The following is a 23,350-nucleotide window of genomic DNA, read 5'->3' as shown; positions in this document are numbered from 1 at the left end:
GTGACGGACACCACCGGGATCGGCAACCGGCTCGAGGACGAGCGCCTGGAACTGCTGCGCCGCAAGATCGCCGAACGGGGCCTGGCCAGACCGGCCGTCGAGGCCCCCGCGGCGACCGGCGAAGAGCCGCGCATGTCCGTCGGCCAGCACCGGATGTGGTTCGTGCAGTCGGTGGACCCGGCTAGCGCGCTGCTCAACGTCTGTGTGTCCTACCGCGTCACCGGCAGCGTCGACACCGGGCGCTTGCGGCGCGCGGTCGACGCGGTGGCGGCGCGGCACCCCGTGCTGCACACCACGTACGGCACGGGCGCGGACGGCGACCCGCATCCCGTCGTCCGCGCGGAGCTGCGGCCCCAGTGGGCCGAACACGACCTCTCGGGGCTCACCGACCAGGCCCGGCGGTTGCGGCTGGACGTGCTGGCGCAGCGGGACTTTCGGCGGCCCTTCGACCTGTCCACGGATTCGCCGCTGCGGGTGACCGTGGCCCGTCTGTCCGCCGACGAGCTGATGCTGCTGATCACCGCCCACCACATCGCCTGGGACGACGCGTCGTGGACACCATTCTTCGCCGACCTGACCCGCGCGTACACCGATCCCGACGGCTTCGGCGGCGAACCGGCAGCCGCGGCGCCCGCGCCGGACGACGCCACGGATCCCGCCGGCGACTTCGACTACTGGCGGCCCCTGATGGCGAATCTTCCCGAGCCGCTTGAACTTCCGGGCCCCCACGGGTCGGTGGTGCCGGGCACCTGGCGTGCGCAGCGCGCTACCCGCCGGTTGTCCGCGGACACCGTCGACCGGGCGGCGGCGCTGGCGCGGGAGACCGGCGCCACCCCGTACATGGTGCTGATGGCCGCCTTCGCCGCGCTGGTGCACCGCTACACGCAGTCGACGGACTTCCTGATCGCCGCCCCGGTGCTCAACCGCGGCGCCGGCACCGAATCGGCCATCGGTTACTACGGCAACACCGTGGTCGTCCGGCTGCGTCCCGGGCCGCACCAGACGTTCCGCGAGCTGCTGGCCCAGACCAGGGACAGCGCCGTGGGCGCATTCGCCCATTCCCGGGCCGACCTGGATTGGCTGGTGCGCGAGTCCAATCCCGACCGCCGCCACGGCGCCGACCGGATGACCCGGGTGAGCTTCGGGCAGCGAGAGCCCGACGGCGCCGGCTTCTGCCCGCCGGGGGTGCGGTGCGAGCGCGGGGACTTGCGGGGCCATTTCAACCAGCTGCCGCTGAGTTTCATGATCGAGCTGGATCGCGCGAACGGTGGGCTGGTGGAAGCCGAGTACCTGGTCGAGGTGCTGGATCAGCAGCTGGTGGATCAGCTGTTGCGGCACTACACCGTGATGTTGGACGACGCGCTGAGCAACCCCGACGCGGCCCTTTCCGCGTACGCGCTGATGGACACCGAGGACGCCGAATGGTTGCGCCGGGCCTCGACCGGCGCGCCGTTCGACACCCCCGCCGCCACCCTGCCCGCCCTGGTCACCCGGCGGGCGGCGCTGTCGCCCGACGCCGTCGCCGTCGTCTACGAGCGCCGCGAGTACACCTACCGCGAGATCGACGAGGAGTCGAACCGCCTGGCACACTGGCTGATCGAACAAGGCGTCGGCACCGAGGACCGCGTCGCGGTGTTGCTGGACAAGTCCCCCGAACTGGTCGTCACCGCGCTCGGCGTGTTGAAGGCGGGCGCGGTCTACCTGCCGGTGGATCCCACCTATCCCGCGGACCGCCTGGCCTTCATTCTGGGCGATGCCGACGCCAAACTGGTTCTGCGCGAGCCGGTTACGGGACTTGACCGGTATCCGGCGACCGAGCCCGCCGAATTGATCCGGCCGCTGAGCCCGCACAACACCGCCTACCTGATCTACACCTCGGGCTCCACCGGGCTACCCAAGGGCGTCCCGGTGTCGCACGCGCCGATCGCCGAGTATTTCGTCTGGTTCGGCGACGAGTACCACGTCGACGAAACCGACCGGCTCTTGCAGGTGGCGTCGCCCAGCTTCGACGTGTCCATGGGCGAGATCTTCGGCACGCTGATCATGGGCGCCCGCCTGGTGATTCCGCGCCCCGACGGGCTGCGCGACATCGGCTACCTTACCGAACTGCTGAGCCGCGAAGGCATCACCTCGATGCATTTCGTGCCGTCGCTGCTCGGCCTGTTCCTGTCGCTGCCCGGGGTCGGCCAGTGGCGCACCCTGCGGCGCGTGCCCATCGGCGGGGAGGCCCTGCCGGGCGAGATCGCCGACAAGTTCCACGCCACCTTCGATGCGCTGCTCTACAACTTCTACGGACCCACCGAGACCGTGGTCAACTGCACCAGCTACCCGGTGGAAGGGGCGCAGGGCACCCGGGTGGTGCCCATCGGCCGGCCCAAGATCAACACCCAGGTGCACCTGCTCGACAACGCGCTGCGGCCGGTCCCGGTGGGCGTGATCGGCGAAATCTACATCGGCGGAACCCATGTCGCACACGGCTATCACCGCAGGCCCGCGCTGACGGCCGAGCGTTTCGTCGCGGACCCGTTCACGCCGGGTGGCCGGTTGTACCGGTCGGGAGACCTGGCCCGCCGGAACGCCGACGGGGACATCGAGTTCGTCGGCCGCGCCGACGAGCAGGTGAAGATCCGCGGCTTCCGCATCGAGCTGGGCGAGATCGCCGCCGCGATCTCGGTCGACCCCAGCGTCGGGCAAGCGGTCGTGCTGGCCATGGATTTGCCCCGGCTGGGCAAGAGCCTGGTGGGATACGTGACACCGGCCGAGGGAGGCGGCCCCGAAACCGTTGAGGTCGAGCGCATCCGCGCCCGGGTGGCCGCCGCGCTGCCGGACTACATGACCCCCGCCGCCTATGTGACGCTGGACGAAATCCCGATCACGGCGCACGGCAAGATCGACCGCACCGCGCTGCCCCAACCGCAGATCGCCGCGGCCGCCGCCTACCGCGACCCGACGACCCCCACCGAACGCCGCGTCGCCGCGCTGTTTTCCAGCCTGCTCGGCCACGACCGGGTGGGGGTCGACGACTCGTTCTTCGACTTGGGCGGCCACTCGCTGGTGGCCACCAAACTGGTCACCGCCATCCGCTCCGAGTGCGGGGTGGAGCTCGGCATCCGCGATGTCTTCGAGCTCGCGACGGTGGGCCTGCTGGCCGGGCGGGTCGACCAGCTCAGCTCCGGCGAGCCCACCCGGGCGCGGCCCAAGCTGATCGCCACCGCCCACGACGAGCCCATGCCGTTGTCGGCGTCGCAGCTGCGCAGTTGGTTCGCCTACCGCGTCGACGGGCCCAGCTGGGTCAACAACATTCCGTTCGCCGCGAAGCTGAGCGGGCCCTGGGACGTCGACGCCCTGATCGCCGCCGTCGGCGACGTCGTCGGCCGCCACGAGATCCTGCGCACGTCCTATGTGGAGCTCGACGGCGTGCCCTACCAGGTGGTCGGGCCGGCGGGAGAGGTCGCCGTGCGCCGCGCGACCGGGCCGGACGAAGCCTGGCTGCGGCGGGAGCTGGACGTCGAGCGCCGGCACTGCTTCGAGCTGGACCGCGAGCTCCCGCTTCGGGTGGCGGTGTTGCACACCACCGACAACCCCGCCGAGCACGTGCTGTCGCTGGTGGTCCACCACATCGCCTCCGACCACTGGTCGGCGGGTGTGCTGTTCGCCGACGTGATGACCGCCTACCGCGCCCGGCGCGCCGGCGAGGCTCCCGCCTGGGCGCCGCTGCGTGTGCAGTATGCCGACTACGCGGCGTGGCAGGGCGCGTTCCTGGGGGATGCGACCGGGCAGGAGTCCGCGGTCGCCGCCGGGCAGCGCGAATACTGGAACCGGCAGCTGGCCGGGCTGCCGGAGGACACCGGTCTGCGGCCCGACTTCTCGCGCCAGCCGGTGCCCAGCGGGGAGGGCGAATCGGTCGACTTCCGCATCGACGCGGCGACCCGGGCCAAGCTCGCCGAGTTGTCCCGCGAGCTGGGCATCACCGAATTCATGCTGCTGCAGACGGCCGTCGCCGTCGTGCTGCACAAGGCCGGTGGCGGCGCGGACATCCCGCTGGGCACACCGGTGGCCGGGCGCACCGAGGCCGAATTGGACCAACTGATCGGCTTTTTCGTCAACATCCTGGTGCTGCGCAACGACCTGACCGGCAACCCGACGCTGCGCGAGCTGCTGACCCGCGCCCGGGAGACGGCGCTGGCGGCCTACGCCCACCAGGACCTGCCGTTCGATCGCGTCGTCGACAGCGTCAGCCCGGTGCGGTCACTGTCCCGCAATCCGCTGTTCCAGGTCGTCGTGCACGTCCGTGACCAGCTGCCCGCCACGCGGGTGATCGAGCAGGCGCCCGCGGGCGGGGCGGACACGGTATGCACCGCGCTCGACCCCGTCTTCGACATGGCGCACGCCGACCTCAGCGTCAACTTCTTCGGCACCGACGGTTCGGCAGGCGTCGGGTACGACTGCAACCTCATCTTCCGCACCGAGCTGTACGCCAGGGCCACGATCGAACGGCTGGCCGGCTGGCTGATCCGGGTGGTCACCGAGTTTGCCGACAACGTCGACCAGACTTTGCGGGATGTGCAGCTGACCGACGCCGCGGAGCGGCGCCGCATGGAGCACTGGAGCCGGGGCCCCCAGCCGCCGCGCGACCGGCCGCGCACCATTCCGGAATTGCTGCGGCCGAGCCGAAGCTGGGGACCCGACCGGATCGCGGTGCGCTGCGGCGCCGAGCAGATCGATTACCCTGCGCTGCACCGCCGTTCGGACAACCTGGCCACTCTGATCGCCGCGCGGGGCGTCGGCCCCGGGTCGTTGGTGGGGCTGTCGACGCGGCGGAGCATCGACCTGGTGGTGGCGCTGGTGGCCATCATGAAGGCCGGCGGCGGCTACTTCCCGATCGATCCGGGCTACCCGCGGGCCCGCAAGCAGTTCATGCTCGACGACGTGCAACCGCCCGTCGTGCTTGCCACTGCCGACGCGGCGGACACCATGCCCGAAGTTCCCGGTGTGACCGTGATCTCGCTGGACGACCCGCACGTGCGAGCGGCGATCGAGAACCTTGACGGGGATCGGCCCGAACCGCCCACGCCGCACCCCGACGACCCGATGTATCTGGTCTTCACGTCCGGCTCCACGGGCACGCCGAAGGGCGCGCTGGGCACCCATCGATCCATGGCTGCCCGGTTGGACTGGCAGCTGCGGCACTACCCGCCGCGAGCGGACGACGTTCGGCTGGCGCAGGCGTCGATCACCTTCCTGGAGGGCGGCATGGAGATGCTCGCCGGCCTCGCGGCGGGGGCCACCATGATCCTCGCCGACGACGCCGAGCACCGCGACCCGGAAGCCCTCGGGGACTTGATGACCCGGCATGCGGTGGCCCAGGTGACCGCGGTTCCCAGCCTGGTTTCCGCCTTGGTCGACAGCAGGCCCGAGGCGGTGCGGGCGCTGTCGCGGCTGGTTTGCGGCGGAGAACCGGTGGGCGCCCCGCTGCTGCGGCGCCTGGTGTCGGTGTGCGCCGGCGCGGACATCGAGCTGTTGAACAACATCGGTTCCACCGAGACATCGGGTGCGGTGTCACGCGGCCTGCTGGAGCCGCCGAATCCGCTGGTGGGCAAGCCGGTTCCGGGATCGGACGCCTACCTGCTCGACGACGGACTGCGGCCGGTCCCGGTCGGCGTGGTGGGCGAGCTGTACTACGCCGGCGACCAGCTGGCGCGTGGCTACTGGAAGCGGCCCGCGCTGACCGCCGCCCGGTTCGTAGCCAATCCCTATGCCCTGCAACCCGGTTCGCGCCTGTACCGCAGTGGCGACCTCGCCCGCTGGACCGAGGACGGCCGCCTGGAATTCGTCGGGCGTTCCGACCATCAAGTGCAGGTGCGTGGATTTCGAGTCGAGCTGGCCGAGGTCGAGGCCGCGCTGGCCGGGGTCGACGGGGTCACCGCCGCGGCGGCGCGCACCTGGGAGGTGCACGGCGGCACCTCGCTGGCCGGCTATGTGGTGCCATACCGGCCGATCGCCGAGGACACCGAGAAGGCGGCGTTCGCATCGCGGGTGCGCGCCGCGATCGGGGCGACGCTGCCCGCCTACATGATGCCCTCGTCGCTGACCGTGCTCGACGCGCTGCCCAAGACCGAGTCGGGCAAGCTGAACCGACCCGGGCTGCCGCCGCCGGCGGTCAGCACCCGCGGCAACGTCGAGCCGTCGCGCACCGACACCGAACGGGCGCTGGCCCGGGTGTTCGCCGAGTTGCTCTCGACGCCCGAGGTCGGCCGCTTCGACGATTTCTTCGCTCTGGGCGGTGACAGCATCCTGTCGGTGCAGCTGGCCTCGCGGGCGCGCGCCGCGGGCCTGGCCGTCAGCCCGCGGATGATCTTCGAAAACCCGACGGTGCAGCAGCTGGCGGCGGCTCTGGACGCGTTGGGGCACAACGACACCGAGCGGTCCGACGAGCCCACCGACGCCCGGTTCGAGCCGATGAGCGCTTCCGGGCTGTCGGCCGACGACCTGGCCGCGGTGACCCGGCTTTGGGCGTCGTCGCGCGACGGGACGTCATGACGGCCACCGAGGCCGGGGTCGCGCCCGACGTCGAGGACGTGATGGCGCTGAGCCCCCTGCAGGAGGGCCTGTACTCGCTGACCACGCTCGCCGAGTTCGCCGACGGCGAGGCCGACGACCCCTACGTGATCGGGATGGCCGCCGACATCTCCGGTGCGCTCGACGTCGCGCTGTTGCGTGATTGCGCGACAAAGATGTTGGTGCGGCACCCGAACCTGCGGGCCAGCTTCTTCAGCCGCGGCATCGCCCGCCCGGTGCAAATCGTCCCGTCCAGGGTCGAATTGCCCTGGCGCACCGCTACCGCCGCGCCCGAGGGCGTGCCTGCCCTGGAGGTCACCGAACGCCGGCGCCCGTTCGATCTGGAACGCGGACCCGCCATCCGCTTCCTGCTCATCGAAATGCCCGGGGAGCGATGGCGTTTGGTGCTCACCGCCCACCACATCGTCATCGACGGCTGGTCGTTGCCGGTCTTCGTCAACGAGATGATGGTCCTGTACCGGGCCGGGGGCGACCCGTCGGCGCTGCCCGTCACCCCGCGGCCGTACCGCGACTACATCGGCTGGCTGGCGAGTCGCGACCTCGAAGCGGGGCGACGGATCTGGCGCCGGCATCTCGAGGGCCTCCCGGGCCCCACCCTCCTGGCGGCGGCACTCGGGTCGGCCGAAAGCCGGCCGGGCGGGCTGCCCCGCACCACCGAGATGCGCATGCCGGCCCGGGCGACGGCACGAATGGTCGACGAGGCGCGATCGCGCGGCATCACCATCAACACGCTGATGCAAATGGCGTGGGCGCTGGTGTTGTCCCGGCTGACCGACACCCACGACGTCACGTTCGGCGTCACCGTCTCCGGCAGGCCGCCCGAACTCACGGGCGTGGAGACCATGATCGGTCTGTTCATCAACACCGTCCCCATGCGGGTGCGGCTCGACCCGGCGGCGAGCGTCGGGGAGCAATGCCGCGCGGCGCAGCGCGACGCCGCGCTGCTGCGCGAGCACGGCTACCTCGGGCACGCCGACCTGCGGGCGCTCGGCGGGGTCGGGGAGATGTTCGACACCCTGCTGGTCTACGAGAACTTCCCCTTGGACGGGCTGACCGCCGGCACCGAATTGACCGCCGCCGGTGCGACATTCCGGCCCTCTGCCCTGCAAACGCTGTCCCATTTCCCGATCACGATCGCGGCCCACATGGCGGGCGGCGAATTGGTGGTGCTCGTCGAGGTGATCGACGGCGCACTGGGAGCCATCGGCGCCGACGCCCTCGGCCGGCGGGTGCTCACCACCGCCGAGCGGCTGTTGCGGGACTGGGAGCGCCCGCTGCGCGAGGTCAGCGTCCTCTTCGACGACGAGGCGGTCCGGCCGCCCGCCGCGGACGCGCCCACCCCGGCGGCGGTCGGCATCCATGCGCGCTTCGCCGAGGTGGCCGGCGACACCCCGGACAACGTCGCCGTCAGCTGGGCGGGCGGCACGCTGAGCTACCGCGATCTGGACGCTCTCGCCAACGGCCTGGCCGCGCGGCTCGCCGACCGCGGGGTCGGGCCCGAAACCCCGGTAGCCATCCGACTTCCCCGGGGACCCCACTACATCGTCGCGATGCTCGCGGTGCTCAAGGCCGGCGGCATGTGCGTGCCGATGGAGCCGGGGACGCCCCCGCAGCGGGTGGAGTCGATCCTGCGCCAAACGGCCGCCTCGATCGTGATCGATGAGGAGATGCCGGCGGCCGGCTCGGATCCCCGCACCGACTTCCGGTGCGCCGAGGTGTTGCCCGGGCAGGCCGCGTACGTCGTCTTCACCTCTGGCACGACGGGAGAACCCAAGGGCGTCATCGGAACTCACGCGGCGGTGGCCACCTACGCCGATGACCACCTGGAGAACGTGTTGCGGCCGGCTGCCGCCCATCTGGGCCGGCCGCTGCGCATCGCGCACGCGTGGTCGTTCGCGTTCGACGCCGCCTGGCAGCCGTTGGTCGCGCTGCTGGGTGGCCACGGTGTGCACGTCGTGGACGAAGAGACGCAGGCCGACGCCGAGGCGCTGGTCGCCGCGATCGCCGAGCACGGCATCGACATGATCGACACCACCCCGTCGATGTTTGCCCAACTCGCCGCGTGCGGTTTGCTCGCCACGGTCCCGTTGGCGGTGCTGGCGCTGGGCGGGGAAGCGCTGGGCAAACCCGCCTGGGACGTCATCCGCGCCGAGTGCGCCCGCACCGGGATGCGGGCCTACAACTGCTACGGCCCCACCGAGACCACCGTCGAGGCCGTGGTGGCCGGCGTCGCCGAGCACGACGAACCGTCGATCGGACGACCGACCCTGCACACCCGCGGCTACGTGCTCGACTCGGCGCTGCGCCCGGTGCCGTGCGGGGCCACCGGCGAGCTCTACCTGGGCGGCGGCCAGCTGGCCCGCGGGTACCTGGGCCGCGCGGCGGAGACCGGCCGGCGCTTCGTCGCCGATCCGTTCGCGATCGGCGAACGCATGTACCGCACCGGCGATTTGGTGCGCCGGGCCGCGGACGGCTCGCTGCGGTTCGTGGGCCGCGCCGACGCGCAGGTGAAGATCCGTGGCTACCGCGTCGAGCCCGGCGAGATCGCGGCCGCGCTCGAATCGCATCCCGCCGTCAGGCACGCGGGCGTCCTGGTGCGCCGGCACGGCGGGGTCGCCCGGCTGACGGCCTACGTCGTCGTTTCCGCCGCGGCGCCGCGGCCACCGTCGGCGGCCGAGCTGCGCGGCGCGCTCGGCTCGCGGTTGCCGCGCTACATGATTCCGCAGCGCATCGTCATGGTGGACGACATCCCGCTGACGGTCAACGGCAAGCTGGACGAGGCCGCGCTGAGCGCCCTCGACGCCCCCGAGGCGGCCGCGGCGGAATCGCAACCCGAAACGCCCACCGAGGCCGCGCTGGCCGAGGTGCTCGCGGAACTGCTTCATCAGCCGCGGGTCGACGTCGCCGCGGACTTCCTGCAGCTGGGCCTGGACAGCATCGCGGCCCTCTCGGTGGTCCAGGCGGCACGCGAGCGGGGAATTGCGCTGCGCGCCAGGCTCATCCTGGAGTGCGCCAACCTCCGCGAGCTGGCGGCGGCCGTCGACGCGGAAAACGCACCGCCCGCAGCCGATGTCGAGCGCGACACCGCGCCCATGCCGGTGCTGCCCAACGGCCGCTGGCTCTACGAGTACGGCGAGCCGCGCCGGCTGGCGCAGACCGAGGCCATCCGATTGCCCGAGGGCGTCACCGGCGAACAATTACGCGCCGCGCTGGCCGGCATCGTGGCCGGACACGAGGTGCTGCGCGCCCGCCTGGACCGCGCCGCCATGACGCTGATCCCGTCGGAGAACACCGGCATCGACCTCCTCGAAGCGGAGGTGGAAGACGACCCGCGAACCGCGGTCCCCGAACACGTCGCGCGGGCCGTCGGCCGCCTCGACCCGGAACGGGGGGCGCTGGTTGCCGCGGTGTGGCTTCGCCCCCCGGCCGGCCGAAGTGTCCTGCTGATCGCCGCTCACGTGCTGGCGATGGACCCGGCGTCCTGGCGCGTGGTTCTCGGCGAATTGCACGCCGCCCTCAAGGCTTTGCGTACGGGCCACGCACCCGCACCGATCCGCGAGCACACCAGCTACCGGCGCTGGGCCGGTGCGCTCGTCGAGCGGGCACGCCGGCTCGACACGGTGCAATTCTGGGCCGCCCAGCTCGACGGCGACGACCCGGAGCTCGGCACCCGGCGGGTCGACCCGGGCCGCGACCGCGCCGGCGATCTCATCGTCCGCCTGACCGCCACCGATGCCGAAACCACGCGGCGGCTGACGGATTCGGGCCTGCCCTTGCCGAGTCTGTTGGTTGCCGCCACCGCGGCGACGGTGACGCGGTGGCGGCGGTCGCGCAACCAGGCGACCCCACCGCCCCTGCTGGCGCTCGAAACGCACGGTCGCGCCGACGGTCTCGTCGACGCGCCGGGCGCGCACACCGTCGACACCGGCGACACCGTAGGGCTGCTGAGTTCCATCTACCCGCTGCGGGTGGAGTCGACCGACCCGCGGGACGTGGGGGAGCAGCTGGCGGCCATCCCCGGCGACGGGCTGGACTACGGGCTCCTGCGTTACCTGCGCGCCGACACCGCCGAACGCCTCGCCCCGTTGCCCGGACCGCAACTGCTGCTGAACTACCTCGGTGCCGCCCACTCCGGCGGCGGCACCGGACTGACCCTGGAGCGCGAGCTCCTCGCCGGGGTGTCGCCGCAGCCGGAACCGGAGCTGGCGGTCCGCCACGAACTCACGATCGTGGCCGCGATGCTGGCCTTCGACGGGCAGCGCGTGCTGGCCGCGCAGTGGCGCGCCCTGCCCGACATCCTCGCCGAAGCCGATATCGCTGAGCTGCAACACCTTTGGGTTGAATCGCTGCGGGAGATGGTGACATGAGCACACTTGCGATCCTGGGCGCGGGAGCCAAGGCGGTCGCCGTTGCGGCCAAGGCGTCCGTGCTGCGAGACATGGGCGTCGATGCCCCCGAGGTGATCGCGGTCGAACGCATCGGCGTAGCGGCCAACTGGCAGGCCAGCGGCGGATGGACCGACGGCGCGCAGCGGCTGGGCACCAGCCCGGAAAAGGACGTCGGCTTTCCCTACCGCTCCGCGCTGGTGCCGCGCCGCAACGCCGAACTCGACGAGAGGATGACCCGCTACAGCTGGCAGTCCTATCTGATCGCCACGGCGTCGTTCGCCGAATGGATCGACCGCGGCCGCCCGGCGCCGACGCACCGCAAATGGAGCCAGTACCTGGGTTGGGTCGCCGAGCAGGTCGGCCTCGAGGTGGTGCACGGCGAGGTGGAACGGCTGGCCGTCGACGGCGACCAGTGGGCGCTGCACACCCACGAAACCACCGTGCGCGCCGACGCCCTGATGATCACCGGCCCCGGCCAGGCCGAGAAGTCGCTGCTGCCCGGCAACCCGCGCACGCTGTCGATCGCCCAGTTCTGGGACCGCGCGGCGGGCCACGACCGGATCAGCGCCGAGCGCGTGGCGGTGATCGGCGGCGGCGAGACCGCGGCGTCGATGCTCAACGAGCTTTTCCGGCACCGGGTTTCGACCATCACCGTCATCTCGCCCCAGGTGACGCTGTTCACCCGGGGGGAGAGCTTCTTCGAGAACTCGTTGTTCTCCGACCCGACCGACTGGACCGCCCTGACGCTGGCCGAACGCCGCGACGCGCTGGCCCGCACGGACCGCGGGGTGTTCTCGGCGAACGTGCAGGAGGCCTTGCTGGCCGACGACCGCATCCGCCACCTGCGCGGCCGGGTGGCCCACGCGGTGGGCCGGGACGGGCAGATCCGGTTGACGCTGTCCACCAACCGCGGCGCCGAGAACCTCGAGACGGTGCACGGTTTCGACCTGGTCATCGACGGCTCCGGCGCCGACGCGCTGTGGTTCACGTCGTTGTTCGGCCAGGACGTACTGGACCTGCTGGAGCTCGGTCTGGGCGGGCCGCTGACCGCCGAGCGCCTGCAGGAAGCGATCGGCCACGACCTCGCCGTCGCCGACGTCACCCCGAAGTTGTTCCTGCCCAACCTGTCCGGGCTGACGCAGGGGCCCGGATTTCCGAACCTCAGCTGCCTGGGATTGTTGTCTGACCGGGTGTTGGGATCCACGGGGGGCTTAGTGAGCCCGCCCACGCACACGACAAGGAGACGGGATGAGCATCAACCCCTTCGATGACGACGACGGCACGTTCTTCGTGCTCGTCAACGACGAGGACCAGCACAGCCTGTGGCCCGGCTTCGCCGACAAGCCGGCGGGCTGGCGCGTCGTGTACGGCGAAGCGTCACGCGCGGAGTGCCTGGACTATGTCGAGAAGAACTGGACCGACATCCGACCCAAGAGTCTGCAGGAATCGATCGAACGACGCTGACCTGACGCCGCGGCGGTGCGCGCCGCCGTAGCGTCGCCGTAACGTGACCGGCCCGAGACACAAACGCCCGCGCCAGCAGGCACACTTACAGCCATCATCCGAACGGGTAACCGTGTTGGGTACTGGATCGAACCGATCCGGCCACGGTTCACGCGTATCGAAGGGGGAACCGTGAAGACCAGGAAAACTCTTGCCACCGGCGTGGCGGCGTTCGCCGTCGTAGGGGGAGCCGCCGGTGGCGCTTTCGTCGCGACACCGACGGACCAGGTGCAGCTGGCCGCGATCGGCGCGCCGTTACCGCAGGACCCGCCACCGCCGCCGCCGGCGCCGGGCACCCTGCCGACCGCGGAGCAGCTGTCGACCCTGTGCGACCAGGCCACCAATCCGGGCGTCTCGTACACCACCAAGAACAACCTGGTGGAAAACGGCATCAGCCCCGACGAGGGGCATATGGCCGACCACGAGCTGCGAAAGGCCTACCGCAACGGCAACTTCCCGGAGACGTTCGCCGTGACGAACATCGCGCCGGCCGGCCCGAACATGGCCCAGGCCGACGTCGCCATCTCGGGGCCGAAGTTCGCCGGGCCGGTGCAAAAGCACCTGGTTTTCGTCAACCAGGGCGGGAACTGGATCCTGCAGCACGACGCCGCGATCGCGTTGATCCAGGCGGCGACGGCGACCAACTAGGCGGATACAATTCTGGGCGGCCACACAGCCGGCGCACAGGTTGTGCATGTTGTCTTCATATGGCGTGGTCGTAACGTAGCCGTGCCAAGTCGCGAAACAACAGGAGTAGCAGGCGCGCCGACTCCACGCCAGATGTGTGGATCCGTCCAGATCGTGCCCGTCGAAGGGGGAACCATGAAAACCGTCAAGTTGCTCGCCACCAGCGTGGCAGCGTTCGCCGTCATCGGGGGTGCGGCCGCGGGCCTGGCCTCCGTCGCGGCGCCGGTGGACCAGGTGCAGCTGGCCGCGGTCGGCGCGCCGCTTCCGATGGACCCGGCCCTGGCCGCCGACGTCCCGACCGCCGACCAGCTGACCGGCGTGCTCAACAGCCTGGCTGACCCGAGTGTCTCCTTCTCCAGCAAGAGCAACCTGGTGCAAGGCGGCATCAGCGGGATCGAGGCGCACGTCGCCGACAAGAAGCTGCAGAAGGCCGCCAAGAACGGCGACCTGCCGCTGTCGTTCGACGTCACGAACATCCAGCCGGCCGCGCCGGGTGCGGCCACGGCCGACGTCGCGGTCTCCGGCCCGAAGCTCGCCGCGCCGGTCACCGAGAACGTCACGTTCATCAACCAGGGCGGCTGGGTGCTGTCGCGGGCGTCGGCGATGCAGTTGCTGCAGGCCGCCAGTCAGTAGACCCGCGCGGACCGCGCGATCTGGCCACGCGGGCGGGGTCGGCCAGCACGTCGATCGAGACGACCAGGCCGTCGCGCACCACGAAACCCATGATCGCCGTCGCGTGCCCGCCGGCGAAGACGACGGCGCCGGCGGCGCCATTGACGGTCGCGGCGCGCACCTCGCGGTCCGGACCCGCATAGCCGCGGGCCAGCTTCGCCACGGCGGACGCGCCTTCCGTGCGGAAACCCGCGGTGCCGCGGCCGAAGTCGCCGCGCAACACCACCTCGGGGTGCAGCACGGCCACCAGGCCGTCGAAGTCGCCGCTGCGGCCCGCCGCGAAGAAGGCGTCGACGGCAGCCCGTTGGGCGAGCATGTCACCGTGGGGCACCGGATCGGCCTCCCGGAGGCGTCGCCGCGCCCGGCTGGCCAGCTTGCGGGTGGCCTCCGGCGTCCGGCCGACGAGGGGCGCGATCTGGTCGAACGGCACGGCGAAGGCGTCGTGCAGCACGAAGGCCAGACGCTGCTCCGGCGGCAGCGTATCCAGCACCACGAACAGGGCCAGCCCGACCGCGTCCGCCAGCATCGCGCGGTGTTCGGGGTCGAATTCGCCGTCGGCTTCCACGATCGGATCCGGCAGGACGACGGCCGGCTCCTCCCGGCCCCTGCCGTGGCGGTCGCGCAGCATGTTCAAACAGATGCGCGCGACCACGGTGGTCAGCCAGGCGTCCAGGTTCGCGATGCCGTCGCCGTCGGTGCGGCTCAGGCGCAGCCACGCCTCCTGCACGGCGTCCTGGGCGTCGTCGATCGAGCCGAGCATCCGGTAGGCGACGGCCGACAGCCGCGGTCGCGCCGCCTCGAACCGCGCCGTCACCGACGCGTCCGCGGTCATGCGCCGCCGCGCGCCTCGGGCAGCGCGCAGACCCGATCGCCCGAGAAGCCCGACGAGCCGATCCCGAGCGCGAGGTTGAACCGGGCGCGCAGGTTGCCCAGCGTGATGACGTGGGTGAGCCCGACCAGCTGGGCGGTGTCGAAATGCGCGCGCAGCGCCTCGAAGAGCTCGTCGCCGACCTCGACGGGGGTGCGGCTGATCGCGGTGGCGTACTCGAGGACGAGCTTGTCGACGGCGGAGAAGCACTCGGCGTCGCGATAGGCGGCGAGGGCGAGCAGTTCCTCGTCGGTGATGCCCCACTGACGGGCGATCTGCGAGCCGAGGTCGATGCAGTACTCGCAGCGCACCGTCGTCGCCGCCTTGAGCTCGGCGAGCGCGCGGTGGCGCGGGCTCAGGATGTCCAGCTTCGACTCGGCCTGCTCGAGCCTGCCGTAGGCGTTGAGCAGGCGGGGGATGTGTGCGTACATCCGCAGCGGCTCCAGCATCCCGGCCGTTCGCAGCCCGGTCATTTGGGCCAGCTTGCGCCGGGTGAAGAAGAAGGCGATCTTGGCGCTCAGGCCGGCGTCGCGATCGGAGACCCCTGGCAACCGGGACATGGCGATCCTCCTAGCGGGTTGCGGTGTGAACCAACGTCCTCACCACGTCGACACCCGGCGCGCAGCGAACGTGACCGGCCTACCTCGGACGGCCGGGCGCCATGTCCATGTCGAACACGCGTGCGTGCAGCACGGTGCGGTTTCGCAGTGCCGCACGAACCGCCCGGTGCAGGCCGTCTTCGAGGTAGACGACGCCCTTCCACCGCACGGCGTGCGGGAAGAGGTCGCCGTAGAAGGTGGAGTCCTCCGAGAGCAGGCGGTCCAGCGCCAGGACCGTTGTCGTGGTGACCAATTCGTCGAGCCGGATCTGTTGCGGCGGGATCTGGGCCCAATCCCGGTAGGACAGCCCGTGCTCGGGATACGGCTTGCCTTCGCGCACGCCCTTGAAGATCATCGCCCGATCTTCCCCGACGCGTTGCCATGACCCGACCGATTCATGCTGGACAGGCTAGCCGGAAGAAGCGGCGCCAGGGCCGAAGCCGCCGCAATCCCCCACGGCCGCCGCCACGCCCGCCGCCGCCAGCCCCGGCGAACGGTTGGCACGGCTCGAGACCCGTAAAATGAACCGGTCAGCGCGGTACAGGGAGGTGACAGGCAGTGGGAAGTGCCGACGATCGTCGCTTCGAGGTGCTGCGCGCCATCGTCGCCGATTTCGTCGCCACCAAGGAGCCCATCGGTTCCAAGACTTTGGTGGAGCGGCACAACTTGGGGGTCTCGTCCGCGACCGTCCGCAACGACATGGCGGTGCTGGAGGCCGAGGGCTACATCACCCAGCCGCACACCAGCTCGGGGCGGGTGCCCACGGAGAAGGGCTACCGCGAGTTCGTCGACCGGCTGCACGACGTCAAGCCGCTGTCGTCCGCCGAGCGGAGCGCGATCCTGAGCTTTTTGGAGTCCGGCGTCGACCTGGATGACGTGCTGCGCCGGGCGGTGCGGCTGCTGGCCCAGCTGACCCGGCAGGTCGCCGTCGTGCAGTACCCGACGCTGACGTCGTCGACCGTGCGGCACCTCGAGGTGATCGCGCTGACCCCCGCCCGGCTGCTGATGGTCGTCATCACCGACACCGGCCGCGTCGACCAGCGCATCGTCGAACTCGGCGACGTCATCGACGACCATCAGCTGTCCCAGCTGCGCGAGCTGCTGGGCCAGGCGCTGGTCGGCAAGAAGCTCTCCGCGGCGTCGATCGCGGTGGCCGACCTGGCCGGCCAGCTGCGCGCCCCGGACGGCCTGGGCGACGCCGTCGGCCGCTCGGCGACGGTGTTGCTGGAGTCGCTGGTGGAACACACCGAGGAACGCCTGCTGATGGGCGGCACCGCGAACCTGACCCGCAACGCCGCCGACTTCGGCGGCTCGCTGCGCTCCATCCTGGAGGCGCTCGAGGAGCAGGTGGTGGTGCTGCGGCTGCTGGCGGCCCAGCAGGAAGCCGGTAAGGTGACGGTGCGCATCGGCCATGAGACGGCCGCCGAGCAAATGGCGGGCACCTCGATGGTGACCACCGCCTACGGCACCTCCGACACCGTGTTCGGCGGAATGGGTGTGCTGGGGCCCACCCGGATGGACTATCCGGGAACTATCGCCAGCGTCGCCGCGGTTGCCCTTTATATCGGCGAAGTTCTGGGTGCTCGATGAGCGCGCACCCGCAGGATGCGCAGGCGCGGGTTAAGGACCAGGTTTAGGAGAGTCAGGCGTGGCACGCGACTATTACGGGCTGCTCGGGGTGAGCAGAAACGCCAGCGACGCGGAGATCAAGCGCGCGTACCGCAAGTTGGCGCGCGAACTGCATCCCGACGTCAACCCGGACGAGGGCGCGCAGGCGAAATTCAAGGAGATCAGCGTCGCCTACGAGGTGCTGAGCGACCCCGAGAAGCGACGCATCGTCGACCTCGGGGGCGATCCGATGGAGAGCGCTGCCGCGGCGGGCGCCGGTTTCGGCGGCGGCTTCGGCGGCCTGGGCGACGTGTTCGAGGCCTTCTTCGGCGGCGGCTTCAGCGGCGGCGCGACGTCGCGCGGTCCGGTCGGGCGGGTGCGGCCGGGCTCGGACTCGCTGCTGCGGATGCGGCTCGACCTCGAAGAGTGCGCGACCGGGGTGACCAAGCAGGTGACCGTCGACACCGCGGTGCTCTGTGACCGCTGCCAGGGCAAGGGCACCAACGGCGATTCCGTGCCGGTCCCGTGCGACACCTGCGGCGGCCGCGGCGAGGTGCAGACGGTGCAGCGGTCGCTGCTGGGTCAGGTGATGACGTCGCGGCCGTGTCCCACGTGCCGCGGCGTCGGGACCGTCATCCCCGACCCCTGCCACCAGTGCATGGGCGACGGCCGGGTGCGGGCGCGCCGCGAGATCAGCGTCAAGATCCCCGCCGGTGTCGGCGACGGCATGCGGGTGCGGCTCGCCGCCCAGGGTGAGGTCGGGCCGGGGGGAGGCCCGGCCGGCGACCTGTACGTCGAGGTGCACGAGCAACCCCACGACGTCTTCGTGCGCGAGGGCGACGACCTGCACTGCACGGTGTCGGTCCCGATGGTCGACGCGGCGCTGGGCGCCACGGTCACCGTCGACGCCATCCTGGACGGCATCAGCGAGGTCACCATTCCGCCTGGCACCCAACCGAATTCGGTCATCACGCTGCGTGGCCACGGGATGCCGCACCTGCGGTCGGGTACCCGGGGCGACCTGCACATCCACGTCGAGGTGGTGGTGCCCAGCCGGCTGGACCACCACGACACCGAACTGCTGCGCGAGCTGAAGAACCGGCGCAGCCGCGACGTGCCCGAGGTCCGCTCGACGCACGCCGGCGGCGGGCTGTTCAGCCGGCTGCGCGAAACCTTCACCGGCCGCTAGTCCGCGGCCTTCGGCTCGTCGAGCGTGGGGTCTATGGACGATGTGAGGCCAGATTTGCTACCTGGCACCCACCCTCGGCGACCTGCTCGGTCGGCGGCGTAGGAAACCACATGGTCGCGACCCTCTTCTACGTCGACACGCTGCCCGACATCGGGGCGCTGGCCGCCGTCGAGGGCGACGAGGGGTTTCACGCCGCGACCGTGCGGCGGATCCGCCCCGGCGAGCAACTGGTCCTCGGCGACGGCGCCGGCGGCCTCGCGCACTGCGAGGTCGAGCACGCCGGCCGCGACGGGTTGCGGGCCCGGGTGCTCGAGCGCTGGAACGTCGCGCCCGCGCGGCCGCCGGTCACGGTGGTGCAGGCGCTGCCCAAGTCCGAGCGTTCGGAGCTCGCCGTCGAGTTGGCCACCGAAGCGGGCGCCGACGCGTTTGTGGCCTGGCAGTCGGCCCGGTGCGTGGCCAGCTGGCAGGGCGCCCGGGTGGACAAGGGTCTGCGCCGCTGGCGGGCCGTCGCCCGGTCGGCGGCGCGGCAATCCCGCCGGGCGCACATCCCGGCCGTCGACGGCGTGCTGTCGACCGCGGGGCTGGCCGAGCGGATCCGCGACGAGGTGGCCGGGGGAGCGGTGGCGCTGGCGTTGCACGAGTCGGCCACCGGCCCGCTGACGGACGTCGACGTCGCCCGCGCGAGTTCGGTGCTGCTCGTGGTGGGTCCCGAAGGCGGCATCGCGCCCGAGGAGATCGACGCGTTGACCGAGGCGGGGGCGAAGCCGGTGCGGCTGGGCCCCCAGGTGTTGCGCACGTCGACCGCCGCGGCCGTGGCGCTGGGGGCGCTCGGCGTCCTCACCGCGCGGTGGGACCACGCCTCCACGCTGTAGCGCGCCACCGGCCCGGCCGCGTAGCCGCTGGTCCTGGGCCCATTGATGCGGCAGCCCCCGGGGTGCGGCAGGAATCGGGCTCCCGCCAATCCACGGCGGAAGGCTGACCATCCGGGGGCCCGGGCGTAGACTTGGGCAGCTGAGCAAACCACCGACAAGCCGAGAAAGCAGGCATCGAGAGCCACGTGACGCCCCGCGAGACCAGCGCTGTTGACGCAGCCGGAGGCCTCCAGGCCAACGCCCAAGTACGCAGCAGCATCGATGTTCCGCCCGATGTCGTCGTCGGCTTGTTGGGCTCGGCAGACGAAAACCTCCGCGCGTTGGAACGCAGCCTCAGCGCCGACCTGCACGTGCGTGGCAACGCCGTGACCGTCTCCGGTGAGCCGGCCGAGGTCGCGCTCGCCGAGCGGGCGATCTCGGAGCTGGTCGCAATCGTGGGCAACGGTCAGCCGTTGACGCCGGAGGTGGTCCGCCACAGCGTCGCGATGCTGACCGGCGCCGACAACGAGTCGCCGGCGGAAGTCCTCACCCTGGACATCCTGTCGCGGCGCGGCAAGACGATCCGGCCCAAGACGCTCAACCAGAAGCGCTACGTCGATGCGATCGACGCCAACACCATCGTTTTCGGGGTGGGCCCGGCCGGCACCGGGAAGACCTATCTCGCGATGGCCAAGGCCGTCAGCGCCCTGCAAACCAAACAGGTGAACCGCATCATCCTGACCCGCCCGGCGGTGGAAGCCGGTGAGCGCCTTGGTTTTTTGCCGGGCACCCTGAGCGAGAAGATCGACCCCTATCTCCGGCCGCTGTATGACGCGCTCTACGACATGATGGATCCGGAGCTGATCCCCAAGCTGATGTCCGCCGGGGTCATCGAGGTGGCGCCGCTGGCGTATATGCGTGGCCGCACCCTCAATTCGGCCTTCATCGTCCTCGACGAGGCGCAGAACACCACGGCCGAACAGATGAAGATGTTCCTCACCCGGCTCGGCTTCGGGTCGAAGATGGTCATCACCGGCGACATCACCCAGGTGGACCTTCCCGGTGGTGCCAGGTCGGGCCTGCGGTCGGCGATCGAAATCCTGGACAGCGTCGAGGACATCCATATCGCGGAGCTGACCAGCGTCGACGTGGTGCGCCACCGGTTGGTCTCCGAGATCGTCGACGCCTACGCCAAGTTCGAGGAGCCGGGCTTGACCATGAACCGTGCGGCCCGGCGCGCGTCGGGCTCCCGCGGACGCCGGTGACGGGCATCCGATGAGCATCGAGGTATCCAACGAGTCGGGCATTGACGTCTCGGAAACCGAACTGATCAGCGTCGCCCGGTTCGTCATCGCCAAGATGGACGTCAACCCGGCGGCCGAACTATCGATGGTCCTGCTGGACACCGCGGCGATGGCCGACCTGCACATGCGCTGGATGGACCTGCCCGGGCCGACGGACGTGATGAGCTTTCCGATGGACGAGCTCGAGCCCGGCGGCCGGCCCGACGCCCCGGAGCCGGGACCGTCGATGCTGGGCGACATTGTGCTGTGCCCGGAGTTCGCGGCCGGGCAGGCCGACGCGGCCGGGCACAGCCTGGGGCATGAGTTGGCACTGTTGACCATCCACGGCGTGCTCCACCTGCTGGGCTACGACCACGGTGAACCGGACGAGGAAAAAGAGATGTTCGCCCTTCAGGACCGGCTGCTCGAAGAGTGGGTCGCCGAGCAGGTCGAGGCCTACCACCAGGACCGCCAGCAGGAGCGGGACCGCCGATTGCTGGACAAGTCAAGGTATTTCGACAATTGAGCCTTCGTAAAATTCTCGGGATCGCGGCCGCAGCCGCGTTCGCCCTCGCGCCGGTCTCGTTGGTCGCCACCACGATCGGGGTGGCCGAGGCGGCCCCGTGCGCCGGCGCGGGGTCCAACCCCACCAGGTGCCAGTGGTGTCAGTACCTGGTGGCGCAGTATCACACCTCCAACGTGTGCTCCCAGGACGCGCCGCCTCGCCGCGCTCAGCCGCCTTCGACCCAGGTGCAGATTCCGGCGCTCCCGCCGTACGAACCGCCGAACCCCGTGCCGGTGCAGGCCACACCCGCCAAGCCGTCAAACCTGCCGCCCGCCAATACGGCCCCGACGATCAACCCGGCGGGCCCCGATGCGCCGAGAAACGTTCCCGTGGTGGCACCGCCGAGGGGGCTCGACGTCGCGCCCCAGGCGGTGGCCGCGGCAAAGTCCGCGTCGGCGACGCGGGTCAACCCCGCCGACCCGCCCAAGCCGCCCAAGCAGATCGACTTCGACCAGCGGGTGCAGAACGTGGTCAGCACCCACCGGGAGAACGTCGACGTCCTGAAGGTCGACAATCAGCGGTTGGTCCGGCCCCGGCACTGGGACTACGTCGACTACGACGACGCGTATCGCCGCCCGGCCCTGTTCAACCCGCTGAACCAGGCGATGACGTTCCGCTACTTCTACAACGGCGCCGATCGGGAGGCGTACCTGCCCGCCGGTGCCCGAATGGTGCTCGACGCCGCGACCGTCGGCGTCGTCCCCTTCACCGCGGTCGGTGACGGCTGGGTGGCGGCGGGCAGCTTCTACGGCGGCGGTTCGGTACCGCCGGACGGTTTCAACGGCCCCCCGCCGCCGGACTACAAGCCGCCCCAGCCCTCGAAGGTGTACCAGACCGTCCTCGTCTCCGTTCCGGCCGCCAACCAGACGCTGGAGGTCGGTCAGGTCGCCGTGGTGCGCCGGGACGACAGCCAGCCGGGGGGCAGCCAGGTCGTGTTCCTGCTCGACGACTCCACGATGGCCTGGGGCGAGATCAACGACTCCAGCAGCAGCAACGCGCAGATCAGGGTGACCAAGACCCAGTCGCTGCCTTCGGCGGGCCCGACCGACGACGGCGACTTCTTGGTGGTGCTGGCCGTCCGCCCGCACGAGGAGCCCGCCCAGCCACCCCAGCCGTGGTGGCCCTCGGCGCTGGGTTACGGGGCCCTGGGCGTGGTCGTGGGCCTGACCGCGTGGGCCCTGAATCGGAAACGGAGTGACGACGACGTAGGGGAGCCCGTCACCACGTCAAGGTCTTCCGGCAATTGACCGGCCTGTCCTGGCTGCTCGGCGCGATGGCGCTGATCGCCATCGGCGGGCTGTTCGCGGCGACCGACGCCGCCATCAGTACGGTGTCGCTGGCCCGGGTCCAGGAACTGGTCCGCGAGGAGCGGCCCGGCGCCGTGTCACTGGCCGAGGTGATGGCCGAGCGGCCGCGCTACATCAATCTCGTCGTGCTGCTGCGGATCACCTGCGAGATCACGGCGACGGTGCTGCTGGTGCTGTTCCTGTACGACAACCTGGGTTTGAACTGGGCATTGTTCGGCGCCGCGGCCACCATGGTGGTGACGAGTTTCGTGGTCATCGGGGTCGGTCCGCGCACCCTCGGGCGGCAGCACGCCTACACCATCTCGTTGACGATGGCCGTTCCGCTGCGGATCATCTCGTGGTTGTTGATGCCGCTGAGCCGGTTGCTGGTGGTCCTGGGTAACGCGCTGACGCCGGGGCGTGGCTTGCGCAACGGACCGTTCGCATCCGAGATCGAGTTGCGCGAGGTCGTCGACCTGGCCCAGCAGCGCGGTGTGGTCGCCGCCGACGAACGCCGGATGATCGAGTCCGTGTTCGAGCTCGGTGACACCCCCGCGCGCGAGGTGATGGTGCCGCGCACCGAGATGATCTGGATCGAAAGCGACAAGCTTGCCAGCCAGGCGCTGACCCTGGCGGTGCGCAGCGGCCATTCCCGCATCCCGGTGATCGGCGAGAACGTCGACGACATCGTCGGTGTGGTGTATTTGAAAGACCTTGTGCAGCAGGCGTTTCTGTCGGGCGACGGCGGTCGGGGCATCACCGTGGCCCAGGTGATGCGCCCGGCGGTGTTCGTGCCGGACTCCAAGCCGCTGGACACGCTGCTGCGCGAAATGCAGCGCGACCGCAACCACATGGCGTTGCTCGTCGATGAGTACGGCGCGATAGCCGGGCTGGTCAGCATCGAGGACGTGCTGGAGGAAATCGTCGGCGAGATCGCCGACGAGTACGACCAGGCGGAGACGGCGCCGGTGGAAGAGCTGGGCGACAAACGTTTCCGCGTTTCGGCGCGGTTGCCGATCGAAGACCTCGGCGAACTGTACGGCGTCGAATTCGACGACGACCTCGACGTCGACACCGTCGGCGGCCTGCTTGCGCTGGAACTGGGCCGGGTTCCGCTGCCCGGGGCCGAGGTGGTCTCGCACGGGCTGCGGCTGCAGGCCGAGGGGGGCACCGACCACCGGGGGCGCGTGCGGATCGGCACCGTCCTGCTGAGCCCGGCCCAGCCCGAGACCAACGGCTCCGACGAGGGGAACCCGCTGTGACACCGAGTGC

The 23,350-nt window shown here is 70.9% G+C and carries 16 protein-coding genes; 13 read left to right on the top strand and 3 right to left on the bottom strand.

All coding sequences use genetic code 11. The features are described from left to right. The 6 genes from BST44_RS00225 (at position 1) to BST44_RS00200 (ending at position 13,790) form a co-directional block, all read left to right on the top strand. On the top strand, positions 1-6,540 hold the full coding sequence (locus BST44_RS00225) for a non-ribosomal peptide synthetase (RefSeq protein ID WP_083174240.1): 6,540 nt from the start codon (positions 1-3) through the stop codon (positions 6,538-6,540). After that, entirely contained in the window at positions 6,537-10,946 is a 4,410-nt protein-coding gene (locus tag BST44_RS00220) for a non-ribosomal peptide synthetase (RefSeq protein WP_083174713.1), read from the top strand. Before BST44_RS00225 ends, BST44_RS00220 begins: the two co-directional genes overlap by 4 nt. After that, positions 10,943-12,238 carry an NADPH-dependent L-lysine N(6)-monooxygenase MbtG gene (mbtG, locus tag BST44_RS00215; RefSeq protein WP_083174239.1) on the top strand — a complete coding sequence of 432 codons (1,296 nt, stop codon included), beginning with the start codon at positions 10,943-10,945 and terminating at the stop codon, positions 12,236-12,238. Before BST44_RS00220 ends, mbtG begins: the two co-directional genes overlap by 4 nt. Then, positions 12,216-12,431 (top strand): MbtH family protein, encoded by a 216-nt coding sequence (locus tag BST44_RS00210; protein ID WP_083174237.1) that lies wholly within the window; start codon positions 12,216-12,218, stop codon positions 12,429-12,431. The genes mbtG and BST44_RS00210 overlap by 23 nt, the downstream gene beginning before the upstream one ends. A 171-nt stretch (positions 12,432-12,602) precedes the next feature. Then, positions 12,603-13,118: an MTB12 family secreted protein gene (locus BST44_RS00205; protein ID WP_083174236.1), complete on the top strand. Its 516-nt coding sequence runs from the start codon at positions 12,603-12,605 to the stop codon at positions 13,116-13,118. Positions 13,119-13,292: 174 nt separating this feature from the next. Next, a complete protein-coding gene (locus tag BST44_RS00200) occupies positions 13,293-13,790 on the top strand; it encodes an MTB12 family secreted protein (RefSeq protein ID WP_083174234.1) in 498 nt (165 codons plus the stop codon). On the opposite strand, the gene BST44_RS00195 is transcribed toward BST44_RS00200, so the two are convergent. The 3 genes from BST44_RS00195 to BST44_RS00185 form a co-directional block, all read right to left on the bottom strand. Continuing rightward, positions 13,723-14,661 (bottom strand): sigma-70 family RNA polymerase sigma factor, encoded by a 939-nt coding sequence (locus BST44_RS00195; protein ID WP_083174233.1) that lies wholly within the window; start codon positions 14,659-14,661, stop codon positions 13,723-13,725. The two genes, BST44_RS00200 and BST44_RS00195, sit on opposite strands and share 68 nt — an antisense overlap. Beyond that, positions 14,658-15,257 carry a carboxymuconolactone decarboxylase family protein gene (locus BST44_RS00190; protein WP_083174231.1) on the bottom strand — a complete coding sequence of 200 codons (600 nt, stop codon included), beginning with the start codon at positions 15,255-15,257 and terminating at the stop codon, positions 14,658-14,660. The genes BST44_RS00195 and BST44_RS00190 overlap by 4 nt, the downstream gene beginning before the upstream one ends. Positions 15,258-15,336: 79 nt before the next feature. Then, on the bottom strand, positions 15,337-15,651 hold the full coding sequence (locus tag BST44_RS00185) for a type II toxin-antitoxin system VapB family antitoxin (protein WP_065443782.1): 315 nt from the start codon (positions 15,649-15,651) through the stop codon (positions 15,337-15,339). A gap of 203 nt (positions 15,652-15,854) precedes the next feature. Here BST44_RS00185 and hrcA point away from each other — a divergent pair, with 203 nt between their 5' ends. The 7 genes from hrcA (at position 15,855) to BST44_RS00150 (ending at position 23,340) form a co-directional block, all read left to right on the top strand. Then, the gene (gene hrcA, locus BST44_RS00180; protein WP_083174230.1) at positions 15,855-16,886 is read left to right on the top strand and encodes a heat-inducible transcriptional repressor HrcA; all 1,032 of its coding nucleotides are present in this window, start codon (positions 15,855-15,857) and stop codon (positions 16,884-16,886) included. Positions 16,887-16,944: 58 nt separating this feature from the next. Next, positions 16,945-18,093 carry a molecular chaperone DnaJ gene (dnaJ, locus tag BST44_RS00175; protein ID WP_083174228.1) on the top strand — a complete coding sequence of 383 codons (1,149 nt, stop codon included), beginning with the start codon at positions 16,945-16,947 and terminating at the stop codon, positions 18,091-18,093. A 110-nt stretch (positions 18,094-18,203) separates the two neighbouring features. Continuing rightward, positions 18,204-18,965 carry a 16S rRNA (uracil(1498)-N(3))-methyltransferase gene (locus tag BST44_RS00170; RefSeq protein ID WP_083174227.1) on the top strand — a complete coding sequence of 254 codons (762 nt, stop codon included), beginning with the start codon at positions 18,204-18,206 and terminating at the stop codon, positions 18,963-18,965. 185 nt (positions 18,966-19,150) lie between these two features. Further along, entirely contained in the window at positions 19,151-20,209 is a 1,059-nt protein-coding gene (locus tag BST44_RS00165) for a PhoH family protein (protein ID WP_083174225.1), read from the top strand. A gap of 10 nt (positions 20,210-20,219) precedes the next feature. Then, on the top strand, positions 20,220-20,753 hold the full coding sequence (gene ybeY / locus BST44_RS00160) for an rRNA maturation RNase YbeY (RefSeq protein ID WP_083174712.1): 534 nt from the start codon (positions 20,220-20,222) through the stop codon (positions 20,751-20,753). Further along, positions 20,750-22,039 carry a hypothetical protein gene (locus BST44_RS00155; protein ID WP_083174224.1) on the top strand — a complete coding sequence of 430 codons (1,290 nt, stop codon included), beginning with the start codon at positions 20,750-20,752 and terminating at the stop codon, positions 22,037-22,039. The genes ybeY and BST44_RS00155 overlap by 4 nt, the downstream gene beginning before the upstream one ends. Then, positions 22,036-23,340: a hemolysin family protein gene (locus BST44_RS00150; RefSeq protein ID WP_083174222.1), complete on the top strand. Its 1,305-nt coding sequence runs from the start codon at positions 22,036-22,038 to the stop codon at positions 23,338-23,340. Before BST44_RS00155 ends, BST44_RS00150 begins: the two co-directional genes overlap by 4 nt. The last annotated feature ends 10 nt before the right edge of the window (positions 23,341-23,350 follow it).

The organism is Mycobacterium scrofulaceum (assembly GCF_002086735.1).
GTDB classification, from domain to species: Bacteria; Actinomycetota; Actinomycetes; order Mycobacteriales; family Mycobacteriaceae; genus Mycobacterium; species Mycobacterium scrofulaceum.
Note: the sequence above shows the minus strand (reverse complement) of the source record. Positions and strands in the feature narration are given on the sequence as shown.

Bases quoted from the DNA above. Each gene is read 5' to 3' on its own strand.
- BST44_RS00220 (WP_083174713.1), top strand. From the start codon at position 6,537: ATGACGGCCACCGAGGCCGGGGTCGCGCCCGACGTCGAGGACGTGATG.
- mbtG (WP_083174239.1), top strand. From the start codon at position 10,943: ATGAGCACACTTGCGATCCTGGGCGCGGGAGCCAAGGCGGTCGCCGTT.
- BST44_RS00210 (WP_083174237.1), top strand. From the start codon at position 12,216: ATGAGCATCAACCCCTTCGATGACGACGACGGCACGTTCTTCGTGCTC.
- BST44_RS00200 (WP_083174234.1), top strand. From the start codon at position 13,293: ATGAAAACCGTCAAGTTGCTCGCCACCAGCGTGGCAGCGTTCGCCGTC.
- BST44_RS00195 (WP_083174233.1), bottom strand. From the start codon at position 14,661: ATGACCGCGGACGCGTCGGTGACGGCGCGGTTCGAGGCGGCGCGACCG.
- BST44_RS00190 (WP_083174231.1), bottom strand. From the start codon at position 15,257: ATGTCCCGGTTGCCAGGGGTCTCCGATCGCGACGCCGGCCTGAGCGCC.
- BST44_RS00185 (WP_065443782.1), bottom strand. From the start codon at position 15,651: ATGATCTTCAAGGGCGTGCGCGAAGGCAAGCCGTATCCCGAGCACGGG.
- BST44_RS00170 (WP_083174227.1), top strand. From the start codon at position 18,204: ATGGTCGCGACCCTCTTCTACGTCGACACGCTGCCCGACATCGGGGCG.
- ybeY (WP_083174712.1), top strand. From the start codon at position 20,220: ATGAGCATCGAGGTATCCAACGAGTCGGGCATTGACGTCTCGGAAACC.